Consider the following 20,155-nt stretch of genomic DNA (forward strand, 5'->3'; position numbering starts at 1 on the left):
AAAGCGCTTCGGCCTTTTTCCATGCTCGACCTAGTCCGCCCCACCCCCTATGCCTGCGCCATGGGGACGCTTTCCTTCACCAACGACAGTGAATATCCCGCGACACCAAGTGGCGGACGCAGCACTGCGCCATCCATTCTTGCCCGCCCGATTCCGGCCGGCTGGCTGGCTGGCTTCGTCACCGCATGGCTCGGCTCGACCCAGTTTTTGCTATGGCGCTTCCTCGATTGCGCACCCCTCTGGGCCTACCCCCTCGGGATCGCGCTGCTGGCACTGCTGTGCATCGGCATTCACAAATCGATGACGCCTCATGGCGGCCCCAGCCCGGCAACATTGCTGATCAGCCTTGGCACGGCGTTCCTTTTGCTCATGCTGGGTGGAGAGGGCCGCTTCTTTTACGCCAATATCGATTGGCAGGTCCGCGGCGCGGTTCTGCGCGACATGGGGATCAACCCCTGGCCCTTCGTCTATACGGCCCGGGACACGCCAGATGTCCTCCGCGCGCCTATCGGTATGTTCCTGTGGCCCGCCCTTGCTTTCAAGGCCTGGGGATCGCGCGCCGCCGACATTGCATTGTTGCTGCAGAACAGCGCACTGCTGGGCACATTATTGGCGCTTGGCTCAACCCTGTTCCCCACCCATCGCGCCCGTTGGGTAGCGCTGGCCGTCGTGCTGGCTTTCAGCGGCCTCGATGCGCTGGGCCACATCCTGATGCGAGGCGGCCTCGCCGATCATCTCGAAGGCTGGGCCGGCCTTCAATATAGCTCGACGATCACGCTGGCCTTCTGGGTGCCGCAACATGCGCTGTCGGGCTGGATCGGGGCACTGGCCTTCCTGTTATGGCGAAGCGACAGGCTGTCGCTGGGCGGGTTTCTTGCACTATTGCCACTAACCGCACTCTTGTCACCTCTGGGTCTGATCGGAGCCATGCCCTTCGCCGCGCTCGCAGGGATCGAGACGCTCCTGCGGCGCGCGCTCCGTCCAAGTGACATCGCCCTACCCGCCCTGGCGACTTTGATCAGCCTCGCCAGCCTTGCCTATCTGGGCGCGGCCGATGATGCGGTGGGCATGAGGCTCATTGCTCCGCCGCCGGGGCAATGGGCCATGTTCGAAGTCCTGGAGGTGCTGGTATATCTGATACCACTCGTCTTCCTGGTGCGCACCGGCCGTTTTGGCATCGCAACACTGGCCGTTGCCGGCCTGTCGCTGCTCATCCTGCCTTTCTTCCAGATCGGGTCTTCAATTGATCTGATGATGCGCGGCTCTATTACCGCGCTCACGATCCTGGTGGTCATGATCGCCGACGCACTGATCGCGCCCAGCCGCGTCCGTCTGTGGCTAACGGTCATGCTGCTAATCGGCAGCATCACCGGCCTGTTCGAGATTGCCCGTGCAGTCCGCCATTCGCCGATGCCGGAAATCCAGTGCAGCTTCTTCAAGGCGTGGGACCAAAGTTTCAGCGACTTTCCCAAGGACAGCTACCTCGCGCCGCTAGCCCGAATGCCAGCGCCAATACGGCCAACGCATCCCATCCATGTAAGCGCCGTCGAACCGGCCACCTGCTGGGACGGCCATTGGTATCATCCCGGTGAAAAAGAAATCTAAAGCATTTTCCAGGCAGATGGAAAGGCAGTTCAGCGCAGCCAATCACCTGACGATGCGGAAAAATATGTTAAATCAAAAGGCTAAAGCAATCGAGCCGACGCTATCGACCCAGTTGCTTAGTCCGAAAGCACAGCATAGAGCGACAGCCCGATGGGAAAGTTCACCCGGCCCAGCATATGCCGCTCCGCTGCGAACACCCGCTGGAGCGCGGCATTGACCGTCGGCGATGGCCGCGCATCAAGCGGCGCGGCCCGGCGCAGCAACTGGTGCGCCATCCGCTGCGCCATCGCCAGCGGGAATAACAGGCTGTTGAAATAGCCCGATGCCTGTACGGTCAGGCCTGCGTTTCGCGCAACCGCGCTCAGCCCGTCCTGCGTATAGCGGCGCTTATGATGATGCAGCACGTCATGATCGGACCACAACCATGGCACAGCGGGCACCGTCACCAGCATACGCCCGCCAGCCGCCAGTCGTTCGCCCAGCGCGCCCAGCGACGCCACATCCTCATCCACATGCTCCAGCACGTCGAGCAGCGCGATCATGTCATAGCGCGTCTCGCCAAAGCCGATCGCGCCCGGCAGTGCCCCCGCCTCGATCCGTCCGATCCCGCGCGCCGTGGCGAGAGCGCGGGCATCGGCATCATATTCCAGCGCGTCGAGCGTTCCGTGATGCGCCAGCAAGGCCAGATTGCCGCCCGTGCCGCAACCCGCCTCCAATATGCGGGCATCCGGCCCCAACGGGATATGCGCGGCGATCAGGCTGTCGATGATGGCACGACGGGCGACGAACCACCAATGCTCGCCCTCCTGAGCGTTCATGCTCGCATAGGCTGCGCGGTCCATGCGGTCTCCTCTTCGGTTCTCACGGGGACGGGAGGCGGCGCTTCGCCACCCTGCTCACTTGCCACGACATAGAGCGGCCGGTTACGTACTTCGCGGGCCACCCGGCCCAGATATTCGCCGATAATGCCCAGACTCATCAGGTTCAGGCCACCCAGCATCAGCACCGCGACCATGATGGAGGCATAGCCGGGCGTGTCGATCCCCGTGACCAGCGTATGCCCGACCAGGAAGGCCGCATAGGCAAAGGCCAACATGGCAATCGCGCCGCCAATATAGGACCAGATGCGCAGCGGCATGGTGGTCGATGCCGTGATGCCGTCGATGGCCAGCGACCATAATTTACGCCAGCGCCATTTGGTGACACCGATACGGCGCGACACGCGTTCATAATCCACCGTCGCGACACGAAAGCCGATCCAGGAAAACAGCCCTTTGGTGAAGCGCGACTGCTCGCCCAACTGTTTGATCGCTTCAACCGCCTGCCGGTCGAGCAACCGAAAATCGCCCACATTCTCCGCGATCGGAAAATCCGACATGCTGTTGATCGTGCGATAGAAGAGCGCCGCGCTCGTCCGCTTGAACCAGCCGTCGCTGGAACGATCCGCCCGCCGTGCATTCACGACCTGCGCGCCCGCCAGCCAGCCGCGCACCATGTCGACGATCACATCCGGCGGATCCTGTAAATCAACGTCGATGGGAATCACCGCGTCACCGGCCGCATGGTCCAGCCCCGCCGCCAGCGCCGCTTCCTTGCCGAAATTACGCGACAGGGAAATATGCCGGACATCGGCATTCAGCCGCGAAAGAATAGACAGAACAGCGCCGGTCTGGTCCGTGCTGCCGTCATCAACGAACAGATATTCGGCATGGCTTCCCGCCCCGATCAACGCGAGCGCGCGATCCACCTGTGGCCGGGCCGCTTCCAGAAACAGCGAGATACTGTCCTGCTCGTTGAACACAGGAATGATGATCGAAAGCGACGGTGCCTTATGCATATCAGCCAGCCTGCGCGGAAGGGATGATGCCCACCCGCCTGTTCCCATCGCTATCGCCCGAAAATGGTTAACGATTCGTCACCAGCACCCGCAAAGCCACACGTGCGACGTCATTTATTCTTCGTTCACCATTTTTTGAAATCTAGGCCTCTGTTTCGACGAGCCTGACCATGGGCGGCGTAGTTAATGGGAATCTCGATGGACAGCATATTGCTTCGACGGCTCGGCCTGTTCGCGATCGTGGCGGCCATCATCATGATGCCCACATTTCTTTTCGGCCCCGGAGACTCCCACTCGGTTGCGTATAATTATATCTGGACCAGCCAGTTCGGTACGGAAATGGCGCATGGCAACTTCTACCCGCGGTGGCTACCCGGCAGTTTCGAGGGGCTGGGCAGCCCCACCTTCTATTTTTATCCACCGCTCGCCTACTGGATCGCGGGGGCATTCGACGCGATCGGTTTTTCGACCTTCGCCGCCATCAACATCACCGCATTCCTGGTGCTGACATTGTCGGGTCTGGCCATGTACCAATGGCTGGCGGAACGCGGGACATGGCCCCGGCTCGGCGCGATTCTCTACATGGCGGCCCCCTATCACCTCATGGATTTCTACGTCCGGGGTGCGCTTGCGGAATTCACCGCCTTCATCTGGCTGCCCCTGATCGCGCTCGCCATTGCGCGGATACCGCAGCGGCGGGGGATATGGCTGCTGGGACTCTCCTATGGTGGTCTCATCCTCACCCATCTACCCGTTGCCATGCTGACCGGCCTGTTCCTGATCGCCCCGCTGGCCCTGCACCGGGTCGCAAAGGATCGCACTACGCTGCTCCCACTGCTAATCGGTGGCGCACTCGCAATCGGTCTTGCTTCCTTCTACCTCATTCCCGCACTGACGATGCAGGGGGACATCTCGTCCGCACTGCTCTGGGAGGCATTCTATCGCCCCTCGTCCTGGTCGCTGCTCGCGCCAAACTCGCTGTTGAAAATACTTCCGATCCCCGCGCTCGCCGCAGGACTCGTCGTGCTCGCGCTGCCCTCGCGTTCAATCTGGACCGCCATCGCCGTGCTTGTCGGCGTTTCAGCGCTCGGCCTTATCCCCTATATGTGGGACATCGCGCCGCTCAACAGGGCGCAATTCCCTTGGCGACTGCTGGGGATACTGGAATTTGCAAGCATCACGGCCCTGTTGTCCCGCAAGACTGGGCCGATCGTGCTCGGGCTTGGTTGTGGTCTCATCTTCTTCGTCTATTATATGTGGATACTCGAATCCGCGGATTACCTCGTCAAACCGGTCGACTATGCAATGTTGGCGAGAGAGCTTCCCGATGCGCCGGAATATCTGCCGGCAGGCTTCGACACCCGACTGGTGCGCGAGATCGACCGCAAGGCCGACCTACGCGCATGGCGGCGCATCCCGCCGGGCAAAGAGATCAACGTGAAGCATTCCGGCGACGTCATGATGCGCCATGCGGCCTTCCCCATCTGGAGGGTGACACGCGATGGCGTCGAGGTTCCCCATAAAGGCCCCATCATCCACTTCCATGCCGAACCCGGTCGCTACCGGATAGAACGCATATTGGTCTGGCAGGAGATTGTCGGCATGATCCTTACGGCCCTCTCCGTGATCCTGCTTCTTTGGGTGGCCTTTGGCGCGCAAAGGGGCCGCATTAGCCTTTTATCAAAGTTTCCAGCCTATTCACCCTTTTCAGCCATATCTGGTTGGCCCGGCTTTCTCTGGCTGGGTCGCCTGAAACGTAGCGGCGGAGCACAATGAGCGCATTTGGACGGAAAAATGGACCCGCCGGCATCAAGTCCGGCTTTGGCGTTGCCCGGCCTATGCACGGCGGCGGCCCCTCCCCCAAGGAGGAACCACGCGGCGGCGACCAGTTCCCGCCGCTTGATCTGGCGGCCCTGCCCGGCGAATCGCAGGCAGACCCGCTGACCGCGCCCTCCAGCGCACAGCAGCGCAACGCTGATGCCATGTCGCGCCTGTCGGATCGCGCCAATGCCGAACATATGCCGGACGCTGGGCCGCAAGGCTTCGAGGCATCGGTCCACAAGATCAAGGAGCAGGTACTCCCCCGCCTGCTGGAGCGCGTCGATCCCGAAGCGGCTTCGACCCTTACCAAGGATGAACTGGCCGAGGAATTTCGCCCGATCATCATGGAGGTGCTGGCCGAACTGAAGCTGACCCTCAACCGCCGCGAACAGTTCGCGCTGGAAAAGGTGCTGGTGGACGAGCTTCTGGGCCTTGGTCCGCTCGAAGAATTGCTGTCCGACCCGGACATTACCGACATCATGGTCAACGGCCCGGATCAGACCTATATCGAAAAAAAGGGCAAGCTGATCATCGCGCCGATCAAGTTTCGCGATGAGGAGCATCTGTTCCAGATCGCGCAGCGGATCGTCAACAAGGTCGGCCGTCGCGTCGACCAGACGACGCCGCTGGCCGACGCCCGCCTGCCCGACGGCTCCCGTGTCAACGTGATCGTGCCGCCGCTCAGCCTTAAAGGCACGGCCATCTCGATCCGTAAATTCTCGGCCAAGCCGATCACCATCGACATGCTCGCCCAATGGGGCGCAATGTCGCCGAAGATGGCAACCGCGCTCAAGATCGCGGGGGCCTGCCGTTTCAACGTCGTCATCTCGGGCGGAACCGGTTCGGGCAAGACGACGATGCTCAACGCCCTGTCGAAAATGATTGATCCGGGCGAGCGCGTGCTGACGATCGAGGATGCGGCCGAACTGCGCCTGCAACAGCCGCACTGGCTGCCGCTGGAAACCCGCCCCCCGAACCTGGAGGGGCAGGGCGCGATCACCATTGGCGATCTCGTCAAAAACGCCCTGCGTATGCGGCCTGATCGCATCATTCTGGGCGAAATTCGTGGCGCGGAATGTTTCGATCTGCTCGCGGCCATGAACACCGGCCATGACGGCTCCATGTGTACGCTCCACGCCAACTCGCCTCGCGAGTGCCTGGGCCGTATGGAAAACATGATCCTGATGGGCGACATCAAGATCCCCAAGGAGGCGATTTCCAAACAGATCGCCGATTCGGTCGACCTCATCATCCAGGTGAAGCGCCTGCGCGACGGGTCGCGCCGCATCACCAATGTGACCGAGGTGATCGGCATGGAAGGCGACGTCATCGTCACCCAGGAACTGTTCAAGTTCGAATATCATGACGAGGATGACAGCGGAAAGATCATCGGCGAATATCGCTCGATGGGCCTGCGCCCCTATACGCTCGACAAGGCGCGGATGTTCGGCTTCGATCAGCCCTTCCTTGAGGCGTGCCTGTAGGAAACTAATAGGGCGCAAGGCTTTTTGTCTCCGCGCCCCCTTGCATCCCGTCTGTACGGGCGTCAGGTTCCGGGCATCTGTCAAAGAGAGGATTCGCCTGATGAACCGCCTCGCCCTCACCGGCCTGCTTCTTGCCGCCGCCCTCCCCATCCTGCCACTGGCCGCGCAACAGGCAGGGCACAGCGATCACGCCGCGCATATGCAAGCCGATCCCATCGGCGCGGCGCTCATGGCCCCCACCCGCACCCCCGAGAATGTGGCACGCGACAAGTATCGCCACCCTGCCGAAACGCTCAAATTCTTCGGCGTGACGCCAAGCCAGACGGTGGTGGAATATTCCCCCGCTGGCGGCTGGTATACCGAAATCCTGGCGCCGCTGCTCAAGGACAAGGGCACCTTCTACGCCGCGCAGGGCGCTGGCGCGGGCTTCGACAGGCTCAAGGCGAAACTCGACGCCGATCCCGCCACCTATGGCAAGGTCAAGCTGGTGCCCTGGGCCGCCCCGCTTGCCGCTGTGCCCGCCGGTAGCGTCGATACGCTGCTCACCTTCCGCAACGTTCATAATATGGTGATGGGCGGGACGGAAGCCGCGACCTTCAAGGCCTTCTACGATGTGCTGAAGCCCGGCGGCACGCTGGGCATCGTCGACCATCGCCTGCCCGAAGATCGCGACGCCGCACAGGAAAAGTCGAGCGGCTATCTGAAAGTCTCGACCGTCCGCCGTTTGGCTGAGGCGGCTGGCTTCCAATATGTCGGCGCGTCGGAAGTGAACGCCAATCCGAAGGATACGGCCAATTGGGAAAAGGGCGTCTGGACCCTTCCCCCGGTGCTCCGCAATGGCGAAGTCGACAAGGCCAAATACCTGGCGATTGGTGAGAGCGACCGCATGACGCTGAAGTTCCGCAAGCCGCTCAAATAAGCCCTTTCTCACCCCAACCCGGTTGCGCGGCTGTGCAACCGGGTTAAAGCGCGGGAGTGGATGCTCCCTCGACCATAACCGCGACCGGTCTGCCGACCGCTCCCGCTCCCCCGCCACGCGAAGAGCGCCCTCTGCTGGCAATCGGCCTGCGTCTGCTGGCGGTGTTGTTTCTTTCCGCGATGTTCGCGACGGCCAAGGTTGCCAGCGAACGCGGCGTGCATCTGATCGAATCGCTTTTCTACCGTCAGGTCATTGCCCTGCCGCTGGTCTTTCTGTGGATCGCGCTGGTCGATGGCGCGGGCGCGGTCCGTACCAACCGAATCGGTGTCCACGCCAGCCGCGCCGCGCTGGGGATAATCGGCCTCTCGCTTAATTTCGGTTCCTACATCCTGCTGCCGCTGACGGAGGCGACGACGATCGGTTTTACCATGCCAATCTTTGGCACCATCCTGTCCGCACTGTTGCTGCGCGAGGTGACGGGATGGCATCGGTGGACGGCGGTGCTGCTGGGTTTTGCCGGCGTGCTGGTAATGGTCCGTCCCGATGCCGGCCACTTTCCGCCTCTGGGCGTCGCTGTGGCGCTTTCCGCTGCAATACTGACCGCCTGCGTCTCCATCGTCCTGCGTGAGCTAGGTCGAACAGAGCGTCCAGGCGTCGTCGTCTTCTGGTTCACCTTGCTATCGCTGCCGCCGCTCGCCATCGCCATGCCATTCTTCGGCCAGGCCCATGATCCCGTCACATGGGGCATGCTGATCTTCATGGGGCTGATCGGCGGTGCAGCACAGCTATGCCTGACCGGAGCGCTACGCTGGGCGCCCGTGTCGGTCGTCTTGCCGATGGATTACAGCGCGATTCTCTGGGCAACATTGATCGGCTGGTTCATCTGGAACGACCTGCCGATCGCCACCACCTGGATAGGGGCTGCGTTGATTATTGGCAGCGGCCTTTATATCGCCTGGCGCGAACATGTCCGCGCCAGGCGCAAACCCGTTTAGGAAAGCAGTTCAGCGTCCAGACTGATCTGCGCATTGAACAGCTTGGACACCGGGCAATTGGCCTTCGCCTTGGCCGCCAGTTCCTGAAACGCCGCATCGTCCGTGCCGGGGATCGCGGCCTTCAGCGTCAGCTTGATCGCCGTGATGGCAAAACCGCCATCCTGGCTTTCCAACGTGACGACAGCGGTCGTGTCCATCCTGTCCGCCGTCAGGCCCGCTTCGCCCAATATCATCGACAGCGCCATGGTGAAGCAGCCGGCATGGGCCGCGCCGATCAGTTCCTCCGGGTTGGTGCCCGGCACGCCCTCGAACCGCATCGCAAAACCATAAGGATGTGCATTCAGCGCGCCGCTCTGGGTAGAAATCGCGCCCTTGCCGTCTTTCAGACCGCCGCTCCACACCGCTGATCCACTATGATTGATCTTCATCGCCCGTTCTCCTTCAAATGCGGAACCACGCACCCCGTTCATGGTTGCAGACTATATGAAATCATCAAGACAGGAGAACGACAATGACCGATGACCCGATCGACGTCGAGAGCCTTGCCCGTAGCGACCTGATCGCATCCGACCGGGTGGAAGGCACGATCGTTTACAACCGCAAGGGTGAGAAACTGGGCCGGATATCGAACTTCATGGTCGACAAGCAGAGCGGACAGGTCCGCTACGCCATATTGTCCTTCGGCGGGTTTCTGGGGATTGGCAACGACCATTATCCCCTGCCCTGGTCGATGCTGGATTATGACAAGGATCAGGGCGGCTATGTGGTGGAACTGGACAAGGAAGTGCTCGACGATGCGCCGCGTCACGACGCCGAGGCACGCCCAGTCTATGACGAACCTTATGGCCGAAGTGTCTATGATTATTATGGCCTGACCTACCCCTGGTGAGCCGTTTTTCGGTCGCGCATTTCTCATAAGGAGTAGGCGCGACCGCTCCTTTTCTGCGGCCTCCTCCGACTGCCTAGATTTCGACACATTTTGTCGCCAGCCTATTGTCTACCAGATAAATAGAATTATCGTGAGAGGCAGACAAGGATGAGGACAGACCATGAACCGATTCGGACTTTCAGGCGACGCCCGCCAGCCCGTCGTCCTGACCATTCCCGGCCTCAACAACAGCGGTCCCGGTCATTGGCAAACCCTTTGGGAAGAGCAGCGCGGCGATTGCCAGCGCGTCGATCTGGGCAGTTGGGCCAGCCCCAATCGCAACGCCTGGGTCAATCGGCTGGACGCCGCGATCCGCGAAGTGAACGGTCCGATCATTCTGGCGGCCCACAGTCTGGGCTGCCTGGCGGTCGCCTGGTGGGGCGCCCTGCAGAGCCAGGCCTATGGCTGGCCCGTCACCGGCGCGCTGCTGGTGGCGCCGCCCGATTGCGACCGGATGGAAACACCCGAAACGATCGGCGGCTTCGGCCCTGTTCCCCGCACACCCCTGCCCTTTCCCACGATCCTCGTCGCCAGCCGCAACGATCCTTATATTTTCTTCGAGCGCGCCCATTCGATCGGCAAGAACTGGGGCAGCAGCTTTGTCGATGCAGGCCATAGCGGGCATATCAATGCCGAATCGGGCCTTGCCGAATGGGGCTTTGGCCAAGCGCTGCTCGACCAGTTGGTCGATCGGGCCGAAGGACAGGTTCAGGCCGTCCGACAGATGCGCCCATCCATGCCCACGCCACACCATGATCGCCGCCCAGCAGCATCGGGTGCGCGTCCCTGATCCCCAGGCTCACCCCCGGGGCGTGCAAGACAAACTTGTACGCCCCATTCTTTTGCTTCTTTGTCTATCAATAGAGTTGAGATAAAAGAGTCGCCAAGAGGTACCCATGACCAACAACCAACCACTGGACTATATTCGTCACGACCGGCCCGAGGGCGAACGCAAGGACATCGTCACCAGCGTCGACAAGGTTCGGTCCGTTCTTGAATCGCTGCGTTTCGGTTCGATCACGCTGACCGTTCACGACGCCCGCGTCGTGCAGATCGATGTGACCGAGAAGACCAGGCTGGGCGCCTGACGACTCGCCCCGCAGCTTCAGGTTCACCGTCCCTCCCGGCCACGGGGCGGACATAGCGGGCGGCAGGATGGGCTGCCCTGACATGAGCCATCCAACTATCGACTTCGACCGGACCACCGGAGACGTCGCGACTGACAACACCACCGGACATCCGGAACGAGGGGAAAGATTATGATCGCGCGTTTCCTGTTGCTCGCCAGCGTGGCGAGCGCTTCTCTAGTCGTGCCTGCCGCTTATGCGCAGGACCAGGCACCATCTGTTGACCCAAGCCTGGCAGAAGCCGACGCTGACGCTATTGCTGGCGGGATCGTCGTCACCGCCCGCCGGCGCGCGGAAGAGTTGCAGGATGTGCCGATCGCCGTCACCGTGCTCAATGCCCAGACGATCGAACAGACGGGCAGCTACAATATCAACCGCCTGCAACAGCTTCAGCCCTCGCTGCAATTCTTCTCGACCAACCCGCGCAACAGCTCGCTCAACATCCGCGGACTGGGCGTGCCGATGGGCCTCACCAATGACGGCATCGAGCAGGGCGTGGGCATCTATGTCGACCAGGTCTTCTACAACCGCGTCGCTGCCGCTGCGCTCGACTTCGTCGACATCGAACAGATAGAAGTATTGCGCGGCCCGCAGGGCACGCTGTACGGCAAGAACACGACCGCGGGCGCGATCAACATCACCACCCGCGCGCCCAGCTTCAGCTATGAAGGCAAAGCGGAAATTTCCGTGGGCAACTTCAATTTCAAGCAGGCCAAGGCGACCGTCTCCGGCCCGATCACCGACACCCTCGCCGTGCGGATCGGCGCCAGCTTTACCGACCGCCAGGGCACGATTTACAATGTCGCCAGCAACCAGCATGTGAACAGCCAGGATTTCCTGGGTCTGCGCGGCTCGCTTCTGTGGAAAGCGACCGACACGCTCAACCTGACCCTGTCGGGTGACTATAATCTTCAGAACCCCATTTGCTGCGCGCAAATCTATGCTGGCTATGGACCGACGCAGCGCCCGATCGGCCGCCAATATCCGGCACTGACCGCACTGTTCCCCAATCCCAACGGACCGGGCACCTATGCCGTGCCCAGCACCAATCCCTATGACCGCGTGACCGACGTCGATGCCCAGCTCAAGGCGCGCAACGAACAGGGCGGCGCATCGCTGCGCGCCGAATGGGATCTGGGCGCGGGCCAGCTAACGTCCGTAACCGCCTACCGCTATTGGGATTGGCAGCCGTCCAACGACCGCGACTTTACAGGCCTTGCCCTGACCACCATTTCGCAGAACCCGACGCAGCAGAAGCAGTGGACGCAGGAACTGCGCTATGCGCAGAGCGGCGAAACCTTCGACTTCGTCGTCGGCGCCTTCGGTTTCCATCAGACGATCCACACCACCGGCCAGCAGGTACAGGGGCCAGACGCGAGCCGCTGGTTCTTCACCGGCGACTCCACGTACAATTCACTGGCGTCGGACCCTACCGTGCTGAACGGCCTGACCGCCAATAACGACATCCGCCTCAAAAACTCCAGCGCAGCGCTGTTTGGCCAGGTCATCTGGCACGTCAACGACAAGCTGAATATCCAGCCGGGCTTCCGCGTGAACTATGACAAGAAGAGAGGCAGCTATAATTCGGTCGTGACCACCCCCGCTGGCCAGATCCTGACCTTCGCCGACACCAGCCTGCGCGCTCGCGCCCAGCGCAGCGTGCTGGCGCCGCAATTCTTCGATGAAACGTTCAGCGACTGGAACCTGTCCTACGACATCACCGCCTCCTACCATTTCACGGATGCGGTCATGGGCTACGCGACCTATTCGCGCGGCTTCAAGTCGGGCGGCCTTAATCTTAACGGCGTTCCGCTCGATAGCGCTGGCGTGCCGCAGACCAGCGTGGCTCAGGTAGACCCGGAAAAGGTCAATCATTTCGAACTGGGTCTCAAGACGCAGTTTTGGGATCGGAAAGCCACCTTCAACCTCACCGGCTTCTGGACCGAAATCAGCGATTATCAGGCACTGGTAAACGATGGCCAGAACAGCACTCTGCGCGGCTATCTCGCCAATGCCGACAAGGTGCGGACCCGCGGCATCGAATGGGAATTCAGCGCCCGCCCGTCGGAACGCGTCAGCCTCTACTATAGCGGCGCCTACACCGACGCGACCTATCGCAAGTTCACCAACGCACCCTGCCCACAGGAACGTGCCGGCGGCAGCGCCGCCACCGCCGCCAATCCCGAAAGCGCGGCCGGTCGTCCTGGCGTTCCCGGGTCGCCATCCTACAGTCCGGCTGTGTGCGACATTTCCGGCCAGTGGCTCCCGGGCATTTCCAAATGGGCGCTATCCTACGGCGTGGAATTCAACGTGCCCACGCAAGTGCTGGGTGGCGACGGCCAATTCTATATCGGCTGGGACGGCAACTATCGTTCGAAATTCTCGTCCAATGCCTCGCGCTCAACCTATATGGATATCAAGGGCTATACGCTCAACAACCTCCGCCTGGGGTTCCGCAACGGAGATGGTCTCAACGTCTATGGTTGGGTCCGCAATATCTTTGACAAGGATTATATGGAATTGCTGGCCACTACGCCCAGCAACACGGGTCTGATCGCGGGACAGCCGGGCGACCCACGCACCTACGGCCTGACGATAAAGGCCAATTTCTGAATTCTCGCGGGACCGGATGGTGGAGACGCTCACCCCCATCCATCCGGTCCTGCGGGAAGCCTTTTCCAGATATTCGAACAATCCGAACGATTTTATTCGGCTGTTTTGCAGGAAGGATCGGGAGCATCTGTCTGTTTGTCAGCGCCGCCAAAGGTGGTCGCCCCAAGCAAAGGATATGATGATGACCACCACTGCCCATGTTACCCGCTCGACCGATAGCCTCGCCCTTGTCGGCCGTGTCGGCCTTTCCGCCATTTTCCTCCTGAGCGGCATTTCGAAGATCACCGCCCCGGCCGCCATGATCGCCTATATCAGTTCGGTCGGCCTGCCTTTCCCCACCCTTGCGCTTGCCGGTGCGATCGCTGTGGAAGTCGGCGGCGGTATCGCCCTGATCCTGGGCTATCGCACGCGGATCGTCGCGGCCATCCTGGCGCTTTTCTCGATCGCCACGGCCCTTGCCTTCCACAATGCGCTTGCGGACCAGAACCAGTTCATCCACTTCTTCAAGAATATCGCGATGGCTGGCGGGCTGGCGCAGGTCGTTGCCTTTGGCGCCGGGCGCCTCAGCCTCGACGCGCGCCGCTGAAACAGAAATTTCCCACATAACTGGAGACTGACAAACGATGACCCGCTCCTCCGACACCGCCGTCGCGCCCCTTTTCCTTGAACGCTGGTCGCCACGCGCCTTTGACGGATCGGCCATCCCGCAGGACGACCTGCTGACGATCCTCGACGCAGGACGCTGGGCGCCATCGGCCTTCAACTATCAACCCTGGCGCTTCCTTTATGCGCATCGCGACACGCCCGATTTCGCGCGCTTTCTGGACCTACTGGTCCCCTTCAACCAGACATGGGCGGAAAAAGCCTCGGCGTTGCTGTTCATCGTGTCGGAAACAACGACAGGATCGCCCGAAAAACCTTCGCACAGCCATAGTTTCGACGCGGGTGCGGCCTGGGGGCAACTTGGTCTTCAGGCCTCGATCCTGGGCTATCATACCCATGGCATGACCGGCATCGCCTTTGATCGCGTGCCCGCCGAACTGGGCGTTCCAGATGGTTTCCGGGTCGAAGCGGGCGTCGCGATCGGGCGACTGGGCGATCCTGCCACCCTGCCAGACGCGCTGCGCGAGCGTGAGGTCCAGAGCGACCGCAAGCCGCTGTCCGACCTTGCCTTCGCAGGCAATTTCCCGGCCTGATCGCCCAGCCTGATCGAACGACCATCCAGACAAGACCTCCGGCAGCAATGTCGGAGGTCTTTTTGTGTCAGCCCTTGGCGACCCGCTCCATCGCCTGTGCATGCGCCTCTGCCGGTTCAGCCATGGCGGGCGGCTCGCCCAATACGGTGTCGAAACGCGCACCGCGCTCCAGCGTGCGATGGACCGGGCAATTATCCGCAATCTCCAGCATCCGTGCGCGCTGCTCGGCGTCGACCTCTCCGTCGATCGCGATCCGCCGGGTGAACAGGTCGGCAGGCGTCTGCCCCCTATCGCGCTGATGGCCGACCGAGGTGCGGATGCGCGTGACCGGCCACCCCTTGCCATCGGCATAGAGACGCAGGGTCATCGTCGTGCAGGCGGCCAGCGCCGACGACAGAAGATCATAGGGCGATGGTCCGCTGCCCAGCCCGCCGACGCTCACCGGCTCGTCCGCCGGGAAGGTCGCGCCACCCGCGCGGATCGTGAGCTGGAATTTGCCCGCGCCCGTCTCCTCCGCTTCCGCATCGGTGGGCAGGACGGGCTGCTCGGCCAGTTCGGGCAGATAGCGTATCGCCCAGGCGGCGATCACCGACGCGGCGAAATCCGCGTCCGCCTTGCGTGAGAGAAGATGGTCGGCATGGTCGAGCGACACGAAACTCTTGGGATGCCGCGCCGCCAGAAAGATTTTGGTCGATTGATCGATCCCGACCGTATCGTCCAATGGCCCGTGCACGATCAGCAATGGCCGGTGCAGCGCTCCGATCCGCGCGCCCTGATCATGTCGGCGCAAATCGTCGATAAAGCCTTGCCCCACGCGGAAGGGCCGCCCGGCCAGCCGCACATCCGCCTCTCCCTGCGCCGCGATCGCTTCCAGCGCATGGGGTTCGAACTGACGCAGCACATTCGTCACGTCGAAGGGCGCGGCCAGCGTCGCCACCGCCTTGACCGACGGCAGGTCGCCCGCCGCCGCCAGCACCGCCGCGCCGCCCAGACTGTGCCCGACCAGCAGGCCCGGCGTCATGCCCGCTTCCTCCATCGCCGCCGCCGCCGCAATCAGATCGCGCACATTGCCGCTGAAGCTCGTCTCTGCGAACGGTCCCTCGCTTTCGCCCAGCCCGGCGAAATCGAACCGCAACACGCCGATGCCCGCACCCGACAGGGCGCGGGCAATGCGAACCGCCGCGACATTATCCTTCCCGCAGGTGAAGCAATGGGCAAAGATCGCCCAGCCATGCAGCCGCCCGGTCGGCAGTTCCAGCCGCCCGGACAGGCGCCGCCCTTCCGCTCCGGTGAAATCGAACGAGCGCATCGGCATGGGAAATCCTTTCAGGCAAGGGTGGTGTTGATCGGGATACCGCCCTTGAGCGTCAAGGTCACGGGTGTCCGCTCGGCAATGTCGGCCAGCTTCGCCCGTTGCTCGGCATCCAGCCCTTTGATGGTCAACACCCGCTCGATGCTCAGGTCGCCCTTGCCCCCTTTCAGCCGCAGCGCGACGTCCAGCGACTCCAGCGGCCATTCCTTCCGATCGGCAACCATGCGGAGCGTGATCGCGGTGCAGGCGCCAGCCCCGCAAGAATCAGGTCATAGGGTGCGGGACCAACGCCCGCGCCACCCAGCGCGGCCGGTTCGTCGGCGACCAGTGCGTGGCCGCTGACCTCAATGTCCGTGCGATAGCGGTCGCGGCCGATATGGGCGGTTCCATGGGCCATGATATGTCTCCCTGTTGTGATGGGTTCAGGCGGGCAGCGGGATGAAGTCACTTTCTTCCGGCACGGCGGCGAAACGCTGCGCCTTCCAGTCTTCCTTCGCCTGCTCGATCCGATCGGGGGAGGAGGAGACGAAGTTCCAGTAGATATGCCGCTTTTCCGCCAGAGGTTCACCCCCCATCAGCATCAGGCGCGCGCCGCCCTTTGCGCGGACGATAATCTCCGCATCAGGCTTGAACACGACCAGTTCGCCGGTTGCGAACCCGCCGGTCTGGCCGACCACCTCGATCGTCCCTTCGACCACATAGAGCGCGCGTTCGACATGCTCCGCCTTCAACTGATAGCGCGCGCCGTCCATCAGGACGATGTCGGCATAGACCATGTCGGAAAAACTCTGGACCGGCGACACGATGCCATCCGAACGTCCGGCGATCAGCGTCAGGCGCGTGCCGTCATCCTCGATCGTCGGAATGGCGTTCGCCTTGTGATGGGCAAAGGCGGGAGCGACCTCTTCGGCTTCCCTGGGCAATGCAACCCAGGTCTGAAGGCCAAACAGGCGCTGCCCCTGATCGCGGATCGCCGGATCGGTGCGCTCGCTATGGACGATGCCGGAGCCTGCGGTCATCCAGTTGACCTCGCCCGGCCGGATAGCCTGCTTCGATCCCAGCGAATCCCGGTGCAATATCTCGCCTTCCAGCAAATAGGTGACGGTGGCGAGGCCGATATGCGGGTGCGGGCGCACGTCCAGCCCCTCGCCGCCTTCAAACGCGGCTGGCCCCATCTGGTCGAAGAAGATGAACGGCCCGACCATCCGGCGGTGCGCGGACGGCAGGGCGCGTCGCACCGTAAAGCCATCGCCAAGGTCGCGAACCGGCGGCAGGATGACAAGGTCGACGCCTTCAACGTCGCTGGAACGAATGCTCATGAATCTCTCCTCGGAATATATGTCAGGCGCCCAGCAGGGCGATGGCGTCGATCTGCGCGCGGCTGAATCCCTGCGCGGCGAGTGTAGGAACATGGTTCTGCGCGACCCGGCCCAGCCGACCGCTTTCGCAGGTGAAGCGGCGGACCGCGTCCAGCCGCGACGGCAGCGTGACAGGCACGCGCTCATGTCCGGTCACGGCGTCGATCGCCTTGCCAATCCGGTCGCGGATCGACCCGCTGCGCGGTGCGTCGGTGCAACCACAGGTCGAAATATCGTTGAGCGCCTGCCTGACCTCCTGCCATTCGGCGGTGGTTAGAGCGGGCTTGGCGATCTTCAGCATCTTGGTCCTCCTGTCTGCGTGATGCATGGATAGCGCGGCCACACTTGTCGGATCAGAGGGATAAAATAAGACCTTTTGTTCTATAAAATCGAAAGATCACAGCCAGAGCGCATCAAAGGTGCAAAAATGCGTCCATTGATCTAAGCGACCCGCCATGCATGTCGACATCGCCTTCATCCTCTGCGCCACTATTGCAGTCGTCATCTCGGGCCTTGCCAAGGGCGGCTTTTCGGGGCTGGGCGCGCTCGCCATGCCGGTCATGGCGCTGGCGATCGATCCGCTGCGCGGCGCCGCGATCCTGCTGCCGATCCTGATCGTACAGGATGTCGTGTCGGTCTGGGCGTTCCGCAGGACATGGGATGGCACGGTGCTGGCCGTCATGCTGCCGGGCATGGCCGTGGGCGTGGTTATTGCTTACTTCTTTGCCGCCCGCGTGCCCGAAACAACCGTGCTGGGCGTCCTTGGCTTCATCTCCGTCCTGTTCGGCCTGCAACGGCTGTGGATGGAGCGTGGCGGGAAAATTCCCGTCGCCTCCTCATCGCCTTTGTGGGTGGGCACGCTGTTCGGCGTAGCATCGGGCTTCACCAGCCAGATTGCCCATGCCGGGTCGCCGCCCTTTCAAATGTGGGTGCTGCCCCGTCGCCTGCCCCGCGACATGCTGGTCGGCACGACCGCCATCGCCTTTGCAACGATGAACTGGATGAAGGTGCCCGCCTATGCCGCGCTGGGCCAGTTCACCCCCGCGAACCTGACCATCACGGCGCTGTTGGTTCCGGTCGCGCTGGTGTCGACCCTAGCCGGTGTGGCGCTGGTCCGACGGATCGATCCGGCGCGCTTTTATACGCTTATCTATGTGCTGATGGTCCTGCTGGGCCTCAAGCTGATTGCCAACGCGCTTTAGGCGCACTCTTGAATGCCCCCGCCGCCGGGGCTATCAGACTATTTCCTCCAACCGAACAGAGACCTGCATCATGGATTTCTTCCTGACAGCATTGCCGCTTCGCCTTGCCATCTGGGAAATTCATGCACATGTCCGCTTCCATCACCTGTTCCGATCTCCACTGGTCGACGCCTGACGGCGACGCCGTCCTTTCGGGCGTCTCCCTCACCTTCAATCGCGAGCGCGCTGGCCTTGTCGGTCGCAACGGCGTCGGCAAGACGACCTTGCTCCGGCTAATTGCCGGCGATTTGATGCCCCACCGCGGCGCGATCATGGTCAGCGGCACGATGGCAACCGTCAAACAGCGCGTTCAAATCGCCCCCGAAGCCACCATCGCCGACCTGTTCGGCGTGACCGAGCAGCTCGCCCTGCTGCGCCGTGCCGAAGCGGGCGACGCAGACGCCGACGCGCTGGCCAATGCCGACTGGACGCTGGAAATGCGGATCGAAGCGGCGCTTGCCAGAACGAGCCTCGACGCCGATCCCGAAACTCCGCTCGCCCGGCTGTCCGGCGGCCAGCGCACCCGTGCCGCGCTCGCGGGCGCCATCCTGGCCGACCCGGATTTTCTGCTGCTCGATGAACCGACGAACAATCTGGACAAGGATGGCCGAACCGCCGTGCTCGATCTGTTGGCGGACTGGCGCGCGGGCGCCATCATCGTCAGCCATGACCGCGCCTTGCTGGAGGCAATGGACGCGATCGTCGAACTGTCCAACCTTGGCGCCCGGCGCTATGGCGGCAACTGGTCGCATTACAAAGAGCGCAAGGCGATCGAGCAAGCCGCCGCGCAGCAGGATCTCGCCACGGCTGAGCAGCAGGTCAAGGACACCGCCCGCAAGAGCCAGATCGCCGTCGAGCGCCAGCAGCGCCGTGATGCCACCGGTGCGCGCAAGGGCGCGAAGGGCGGCATCCCCCGCATCCTGATCGGCGCGCGCAAGCAACGCGCGGAACGCACGGGCGGCGACAATGCCCTGTTGGCCCAGCGGCTACGCGCAGCAGCGGACGCAAGCGCCGCCACTGCGCGGGCGCGCGTCGAAAAAGTGGAGGACATGCATATTCACCTGCCGCCCACCCATCTGGCGCCGGACCGCACCGTCCTGCAGATGGACGCGGTGACGGCAGGTTATGATCCCGACGCCCCTGTACTGGAAGGCTTCAGCCTGCATGTCGAAGGGCCGGAGCGGATCGCCATCACCGGTCCCAACGGATCGGGCAAGACTACCCTGCTCTCCCTGATCGACGGCACGCTTACTCCCTGGGCGGGCACCATCAGCCATCCCGTTGCGCATGCCATGCTGGACCAGACCGCCGCGATTCTCGATCCCATGCTGTCGATCGCGGACAATTTTGCCCGCCTCAATCCCTCCATGAATGAGAATGGCTGCCGCGCCGCGCTCGCCGCCTTCCGCTTCCGGGGGGATGCTGCCCTTCGCCGGGTGGACGCACTCAGCGGCGGGCAAATGCTGCGGGCCGGGCTGGCCTGTGTGCTGGGCGGTACGACCCCGCCGCCGCTCCTTATCCTGGACGAACCGACCAACCATCTCGATCTCGATTCCATCACCGCGGTCGAGGCAGGTCTGCGCGCTTATGACGGCGCGCTGCTGGTCGTCAGCCATGACGAGACGTTTCTGGAGGCTATCGGCATCACCCGCCAGGTGGCCTTGCGCATCCGCGAGGCAAATATCTGAATATTGTTGGAAGTTTTCACAGATTCCAGCG

Annotated in this window: 19 protein-coding genes and 1 pseudogene; 13 read left to right on the plus strand and 7 right to left on the minus strand. The window is 62.5% G+C overall.

Going from position 1 to position 20,155, the window contains the following annotated elements:
* Positions 1–21: 21 nt before the first annotated feature.
* Positions 22–1,605, plus strand: coding sequence for a hypothetical protein (locus WFR25_RS22985; RefSeq protein ID WP_336974003.1), 1,584 nt, complete (start codon positions 22–24; stop codon positions 1,603–1,605).
* 116 nt (positions 1,606–1,721) lie between these two features.
* Here the strand turns inward: WFR25_RS22985 and WFR25_RS22990 are convergent, their stop codons facing one another.
* Positions 1,722–2,447, minus strand: a complete 726-nt coding sequence (locus tag WFR25_RS22990) for a class I SAM-dependent methyltransferase (protein ID WP_336974004.1) — start codon at positions 2,445–2,447, stop codon at positions 1,722–1,724.
* On the minus strand, positions 2,420–3,442 hold the full coding sequence (locus tag WFR25_RS22995) for a glycosyltransferase family 2 protein (protein WP_336974006.1): 1,023 nt from the start codon (positions 3,440–3,442) through the stop codon (positions 2,420–2,422). The genes WFR25_RS22990 and WFR25_RS22995 overlap by 28 nt, the downstream gene beginning before the upstream one ends.
* Before the next feature lie 198 nt (positions 3,443–3,640).
* Between WFR25_RS22995 and WFR25_RS23000 the strand changes: the two genes are divergently transcribed.
* From WFR25_RS23000 to WFR25_RS23015, 4 genes are all read left to right on the plus strand, one after another.
* On the plus strand, positions 3,641–5,218 hold the full coding sequence (locus WFR25_RS23000) for a 6-pyruvoyl-tetrahydropterin synthase-related protein (RefSeq protein WP_336974009.1): 1,578 nt from the start codon (positions 3,641–3,643) through the stop codon (positions 5,216–5,218).
* On the plus strand, positions 5,215–6,747 hold the full coding sequence (locus WFR25_RS23005) for a TadA family conjugal transfer-associated ATPase (protein ID WP_336974011.1): 1,533 nt from the start codon (positions 5,215–5,217) through the stop codon (positions 6,745–6,747). The genes WFR25_RS23000 and WFR25_RS23005 overlap by 4 nt, the downstream gene beginning before the upstream one ends.
* Positions 6,748–6,847: 100 nt before the next feature.
* Positions 6,848–7,666: a class I SAM-dependent methyltransferase gene (locus WFR25_RS23010; protein ID WP_336974013.1), complete on the plus strand. Its 819-nt coding sequence runs from the start codon at positions 6,848–6,850 to the stop codon at positions 7,664–7,666.
* A gap of 131 nt (positions 7,667–7,797) precedes the next feature.
* Positions 7,798–8,661, plus strand: coding sequence for a DMT family transporter (locus WFR25_RS23015; RefSeq protein ID WP_336975012.1), 864 nt, complete (start codon positions 7,798–7,800; stop codon positions 8,659–8,661).
* On the opposite strand, the gene WFR25_RS23020 is transcribed toward WFR25_RS23015, so the two are convergent.
* Positions 8,658–9,089 (minus strand): OsmC family protein, encoded by a 432-nt coding sequence (locus WFR25_RS23020; RefSeq protein ID WP_336974015.1) that lies wholly within the window; start codon positions 9,087–9,089, stop codon positions 8,658–8,660. The two genes, WFR25_RS23015 and WFR25_RS23020, sit on opposite strands and share 4 nt — an antisense overlap.
* Before the next feature lie 83 nt (positions 9,090–9,172).
* Between WFR25_RS23020 and WFR25_RS23025 the strand changes: the two genes are divergently transcribed.
* The 6 genes from WFR25_RS23025 (at position 9,173) to WFR25_RS23050 (ending at position 14,525) form a co-directional block, all read left to right on the plus strand.
* Positions 9,173–9,550 (plus strand): PRC-barrel domain-containing protein, encoded by a 378-nt coding sequence (locus tag WFR25_RS23025; protein ID WP_336974017.1) that lies wholly within the window; start codon positions 9,173–9,175, stop codon positions 9,548–9,550.
* 160 nt (positions 9,551–9,710) lie between these two features.
* A complete protein-coding gene (locus tag WFR25_RS23030) occupies positions 9,711–10,379 on the plus strand; it encodes an RBBP9/YdeN family alpha/beta hydrolase (protein ID WP_336974019.1) in 669 nt (222 codons plus the stop codon).
* 106 nt (positions 10,380–10,485) lie between these two features.
* A complete protein-coding gene (locus WFR25_RS23035; protein WP_336974021.1) occupies positions 10,486–10,677 on the plus strand; it encodes a YezD family protein in 192 nt (63 codons plus the stop codon).
* Between the two features lie 171 nt (positions 10,678–10,848).
* Positions 10,849–13,329, plus strand: coding sequence for a TonB-dependent receptor (locus WFR25_RS23040; RefSeq protein WP_336974023.1), 2,481 nt, complete (start codon positions 10,849–10,851; stop codon positions 13,327–13,329).
* 175 nt (positions 13,330–13,504) lie between these two features.
* Positions 13,505–13,915: a DoxX family protein gene (locus tag WFR25_RS23045; protein WP_336974026.1), complete on the plus strand. Its 411-nt coding sequence runs from the start codon at positions 13,505–13,507 to the stop codon at positions 13,913–13,915.
* Positions 13,916–13,952: 37 nt separating this feature from the next.
* On the plus strand, positions 13,953–14,525 hold the full coding sequence (locus tag WFR25_RS23050; RefSeq protein WP_336974029.1) for a nitroreductase family protein: 573 nt from the start codon (positions 13,953–13,955) through the stop codon (positions 14,523–14,525).
* 67 nt (positions 14,526–14,592) lie between these two features.
* On the opposite strand, the gene WFR25_RS23055 is transcribed toward WFR25_RS23050, so the two are convergent.
* The 4 genes and pseudogenes from WFR25_RS23055 to WFR25_RS23070 all read right to left on the minus strand — a co-directional run bounded on the left by WFR25_RS23055 (position 14,593) and on the right by WFR25_RS23070 (position 17,496).
* Positions 14,593–15,840: a bifunctional alpha/beta hydrolase/OsmC family protein gene (locus WFR25_RS23055; RefSeq protein ID WP_336974031.1), complete on the minus strand. Its 1,248-nt coding sequence runs from the start codon at positions 15,838–15,840 to the stop codon at positions 14,593–14,595.
* Positions 15,841–15,851: 11 nt separating this feature from the next.
* A pseudogene (locus tag WFR25_RS23060) lies at positions 15,852–16,234 on the minus strand (OsmC family protein).
* A 25-nt stretch (positions 16,235–16,259) separates the two neighbouring features.
* Entirely contained in the window at positions 16,260–17,156 is an 897-nt protein-coding gene (locus tag WFR25_RS23065) for a pirin family protein (RefSeq protein ID WP_336974034.1), read from the minus strand.
* A gap of 22 nt (positions 17,157–17,178) precedes the next feature.
* Positions 17,179–17,496: a hypothetical protein gene (locus tag WFR25_RS23070; RefSeq protein WP_336974036.1), complete on the minus strand. Its 318-nt coding sequence runs from the start codon at positions 17,494–17,496 to the stop codon at positions 17,179–17,181.
* Positions 17,497–17,650: 154 nt separating this feature from the next.
* On the opposite strand from WFR25_RS23070, the gene WFR25_RS23075 reads away from it, so the two are divergent.
* Both WFR25_RS23075 and WFR25_RS23080 read left to right on the plus strand, forming a co-directional pair.
* Positions 17,651–18,397 (plus strand): sulfite exporter TauE/SafE family protein, encoded by a 747-nt coding sequence (locus WFR25_RS23075; protein ID WP_336974038.1) that lies wholly within the window; start codon positions 17,651–17,653, stop codon positions 18,395–18,397.
* 128 nt (positions 18,398–18,525) lie between these two features.
* Positions 18,526–20,124: an ABC-F family ATP-binding cassette domain-containing protein gene (locus tag WFR25_RS23080; RefSeq protein ID WP_336974040.1), complete on the plus strand. Its 1,599-nt coding sequence runs from the start codon at positions 18,526–18,528 to the stop codon at positions 20,122–20,124.
* Positions 20,125–20,155: the final 31 nt, after the last annotated feature.

The sequence above is a fragment of the Sphingobium aromaticiconvertens genome, from assembly GCF_037154075.1.
Lineage (GTDB): Bacteria > Pseudomonadota > Alphaproteobacteria > Sphingomonadales > Sphingomonadaceae > Sphingobium > Sphingobium aromaticiconvertens.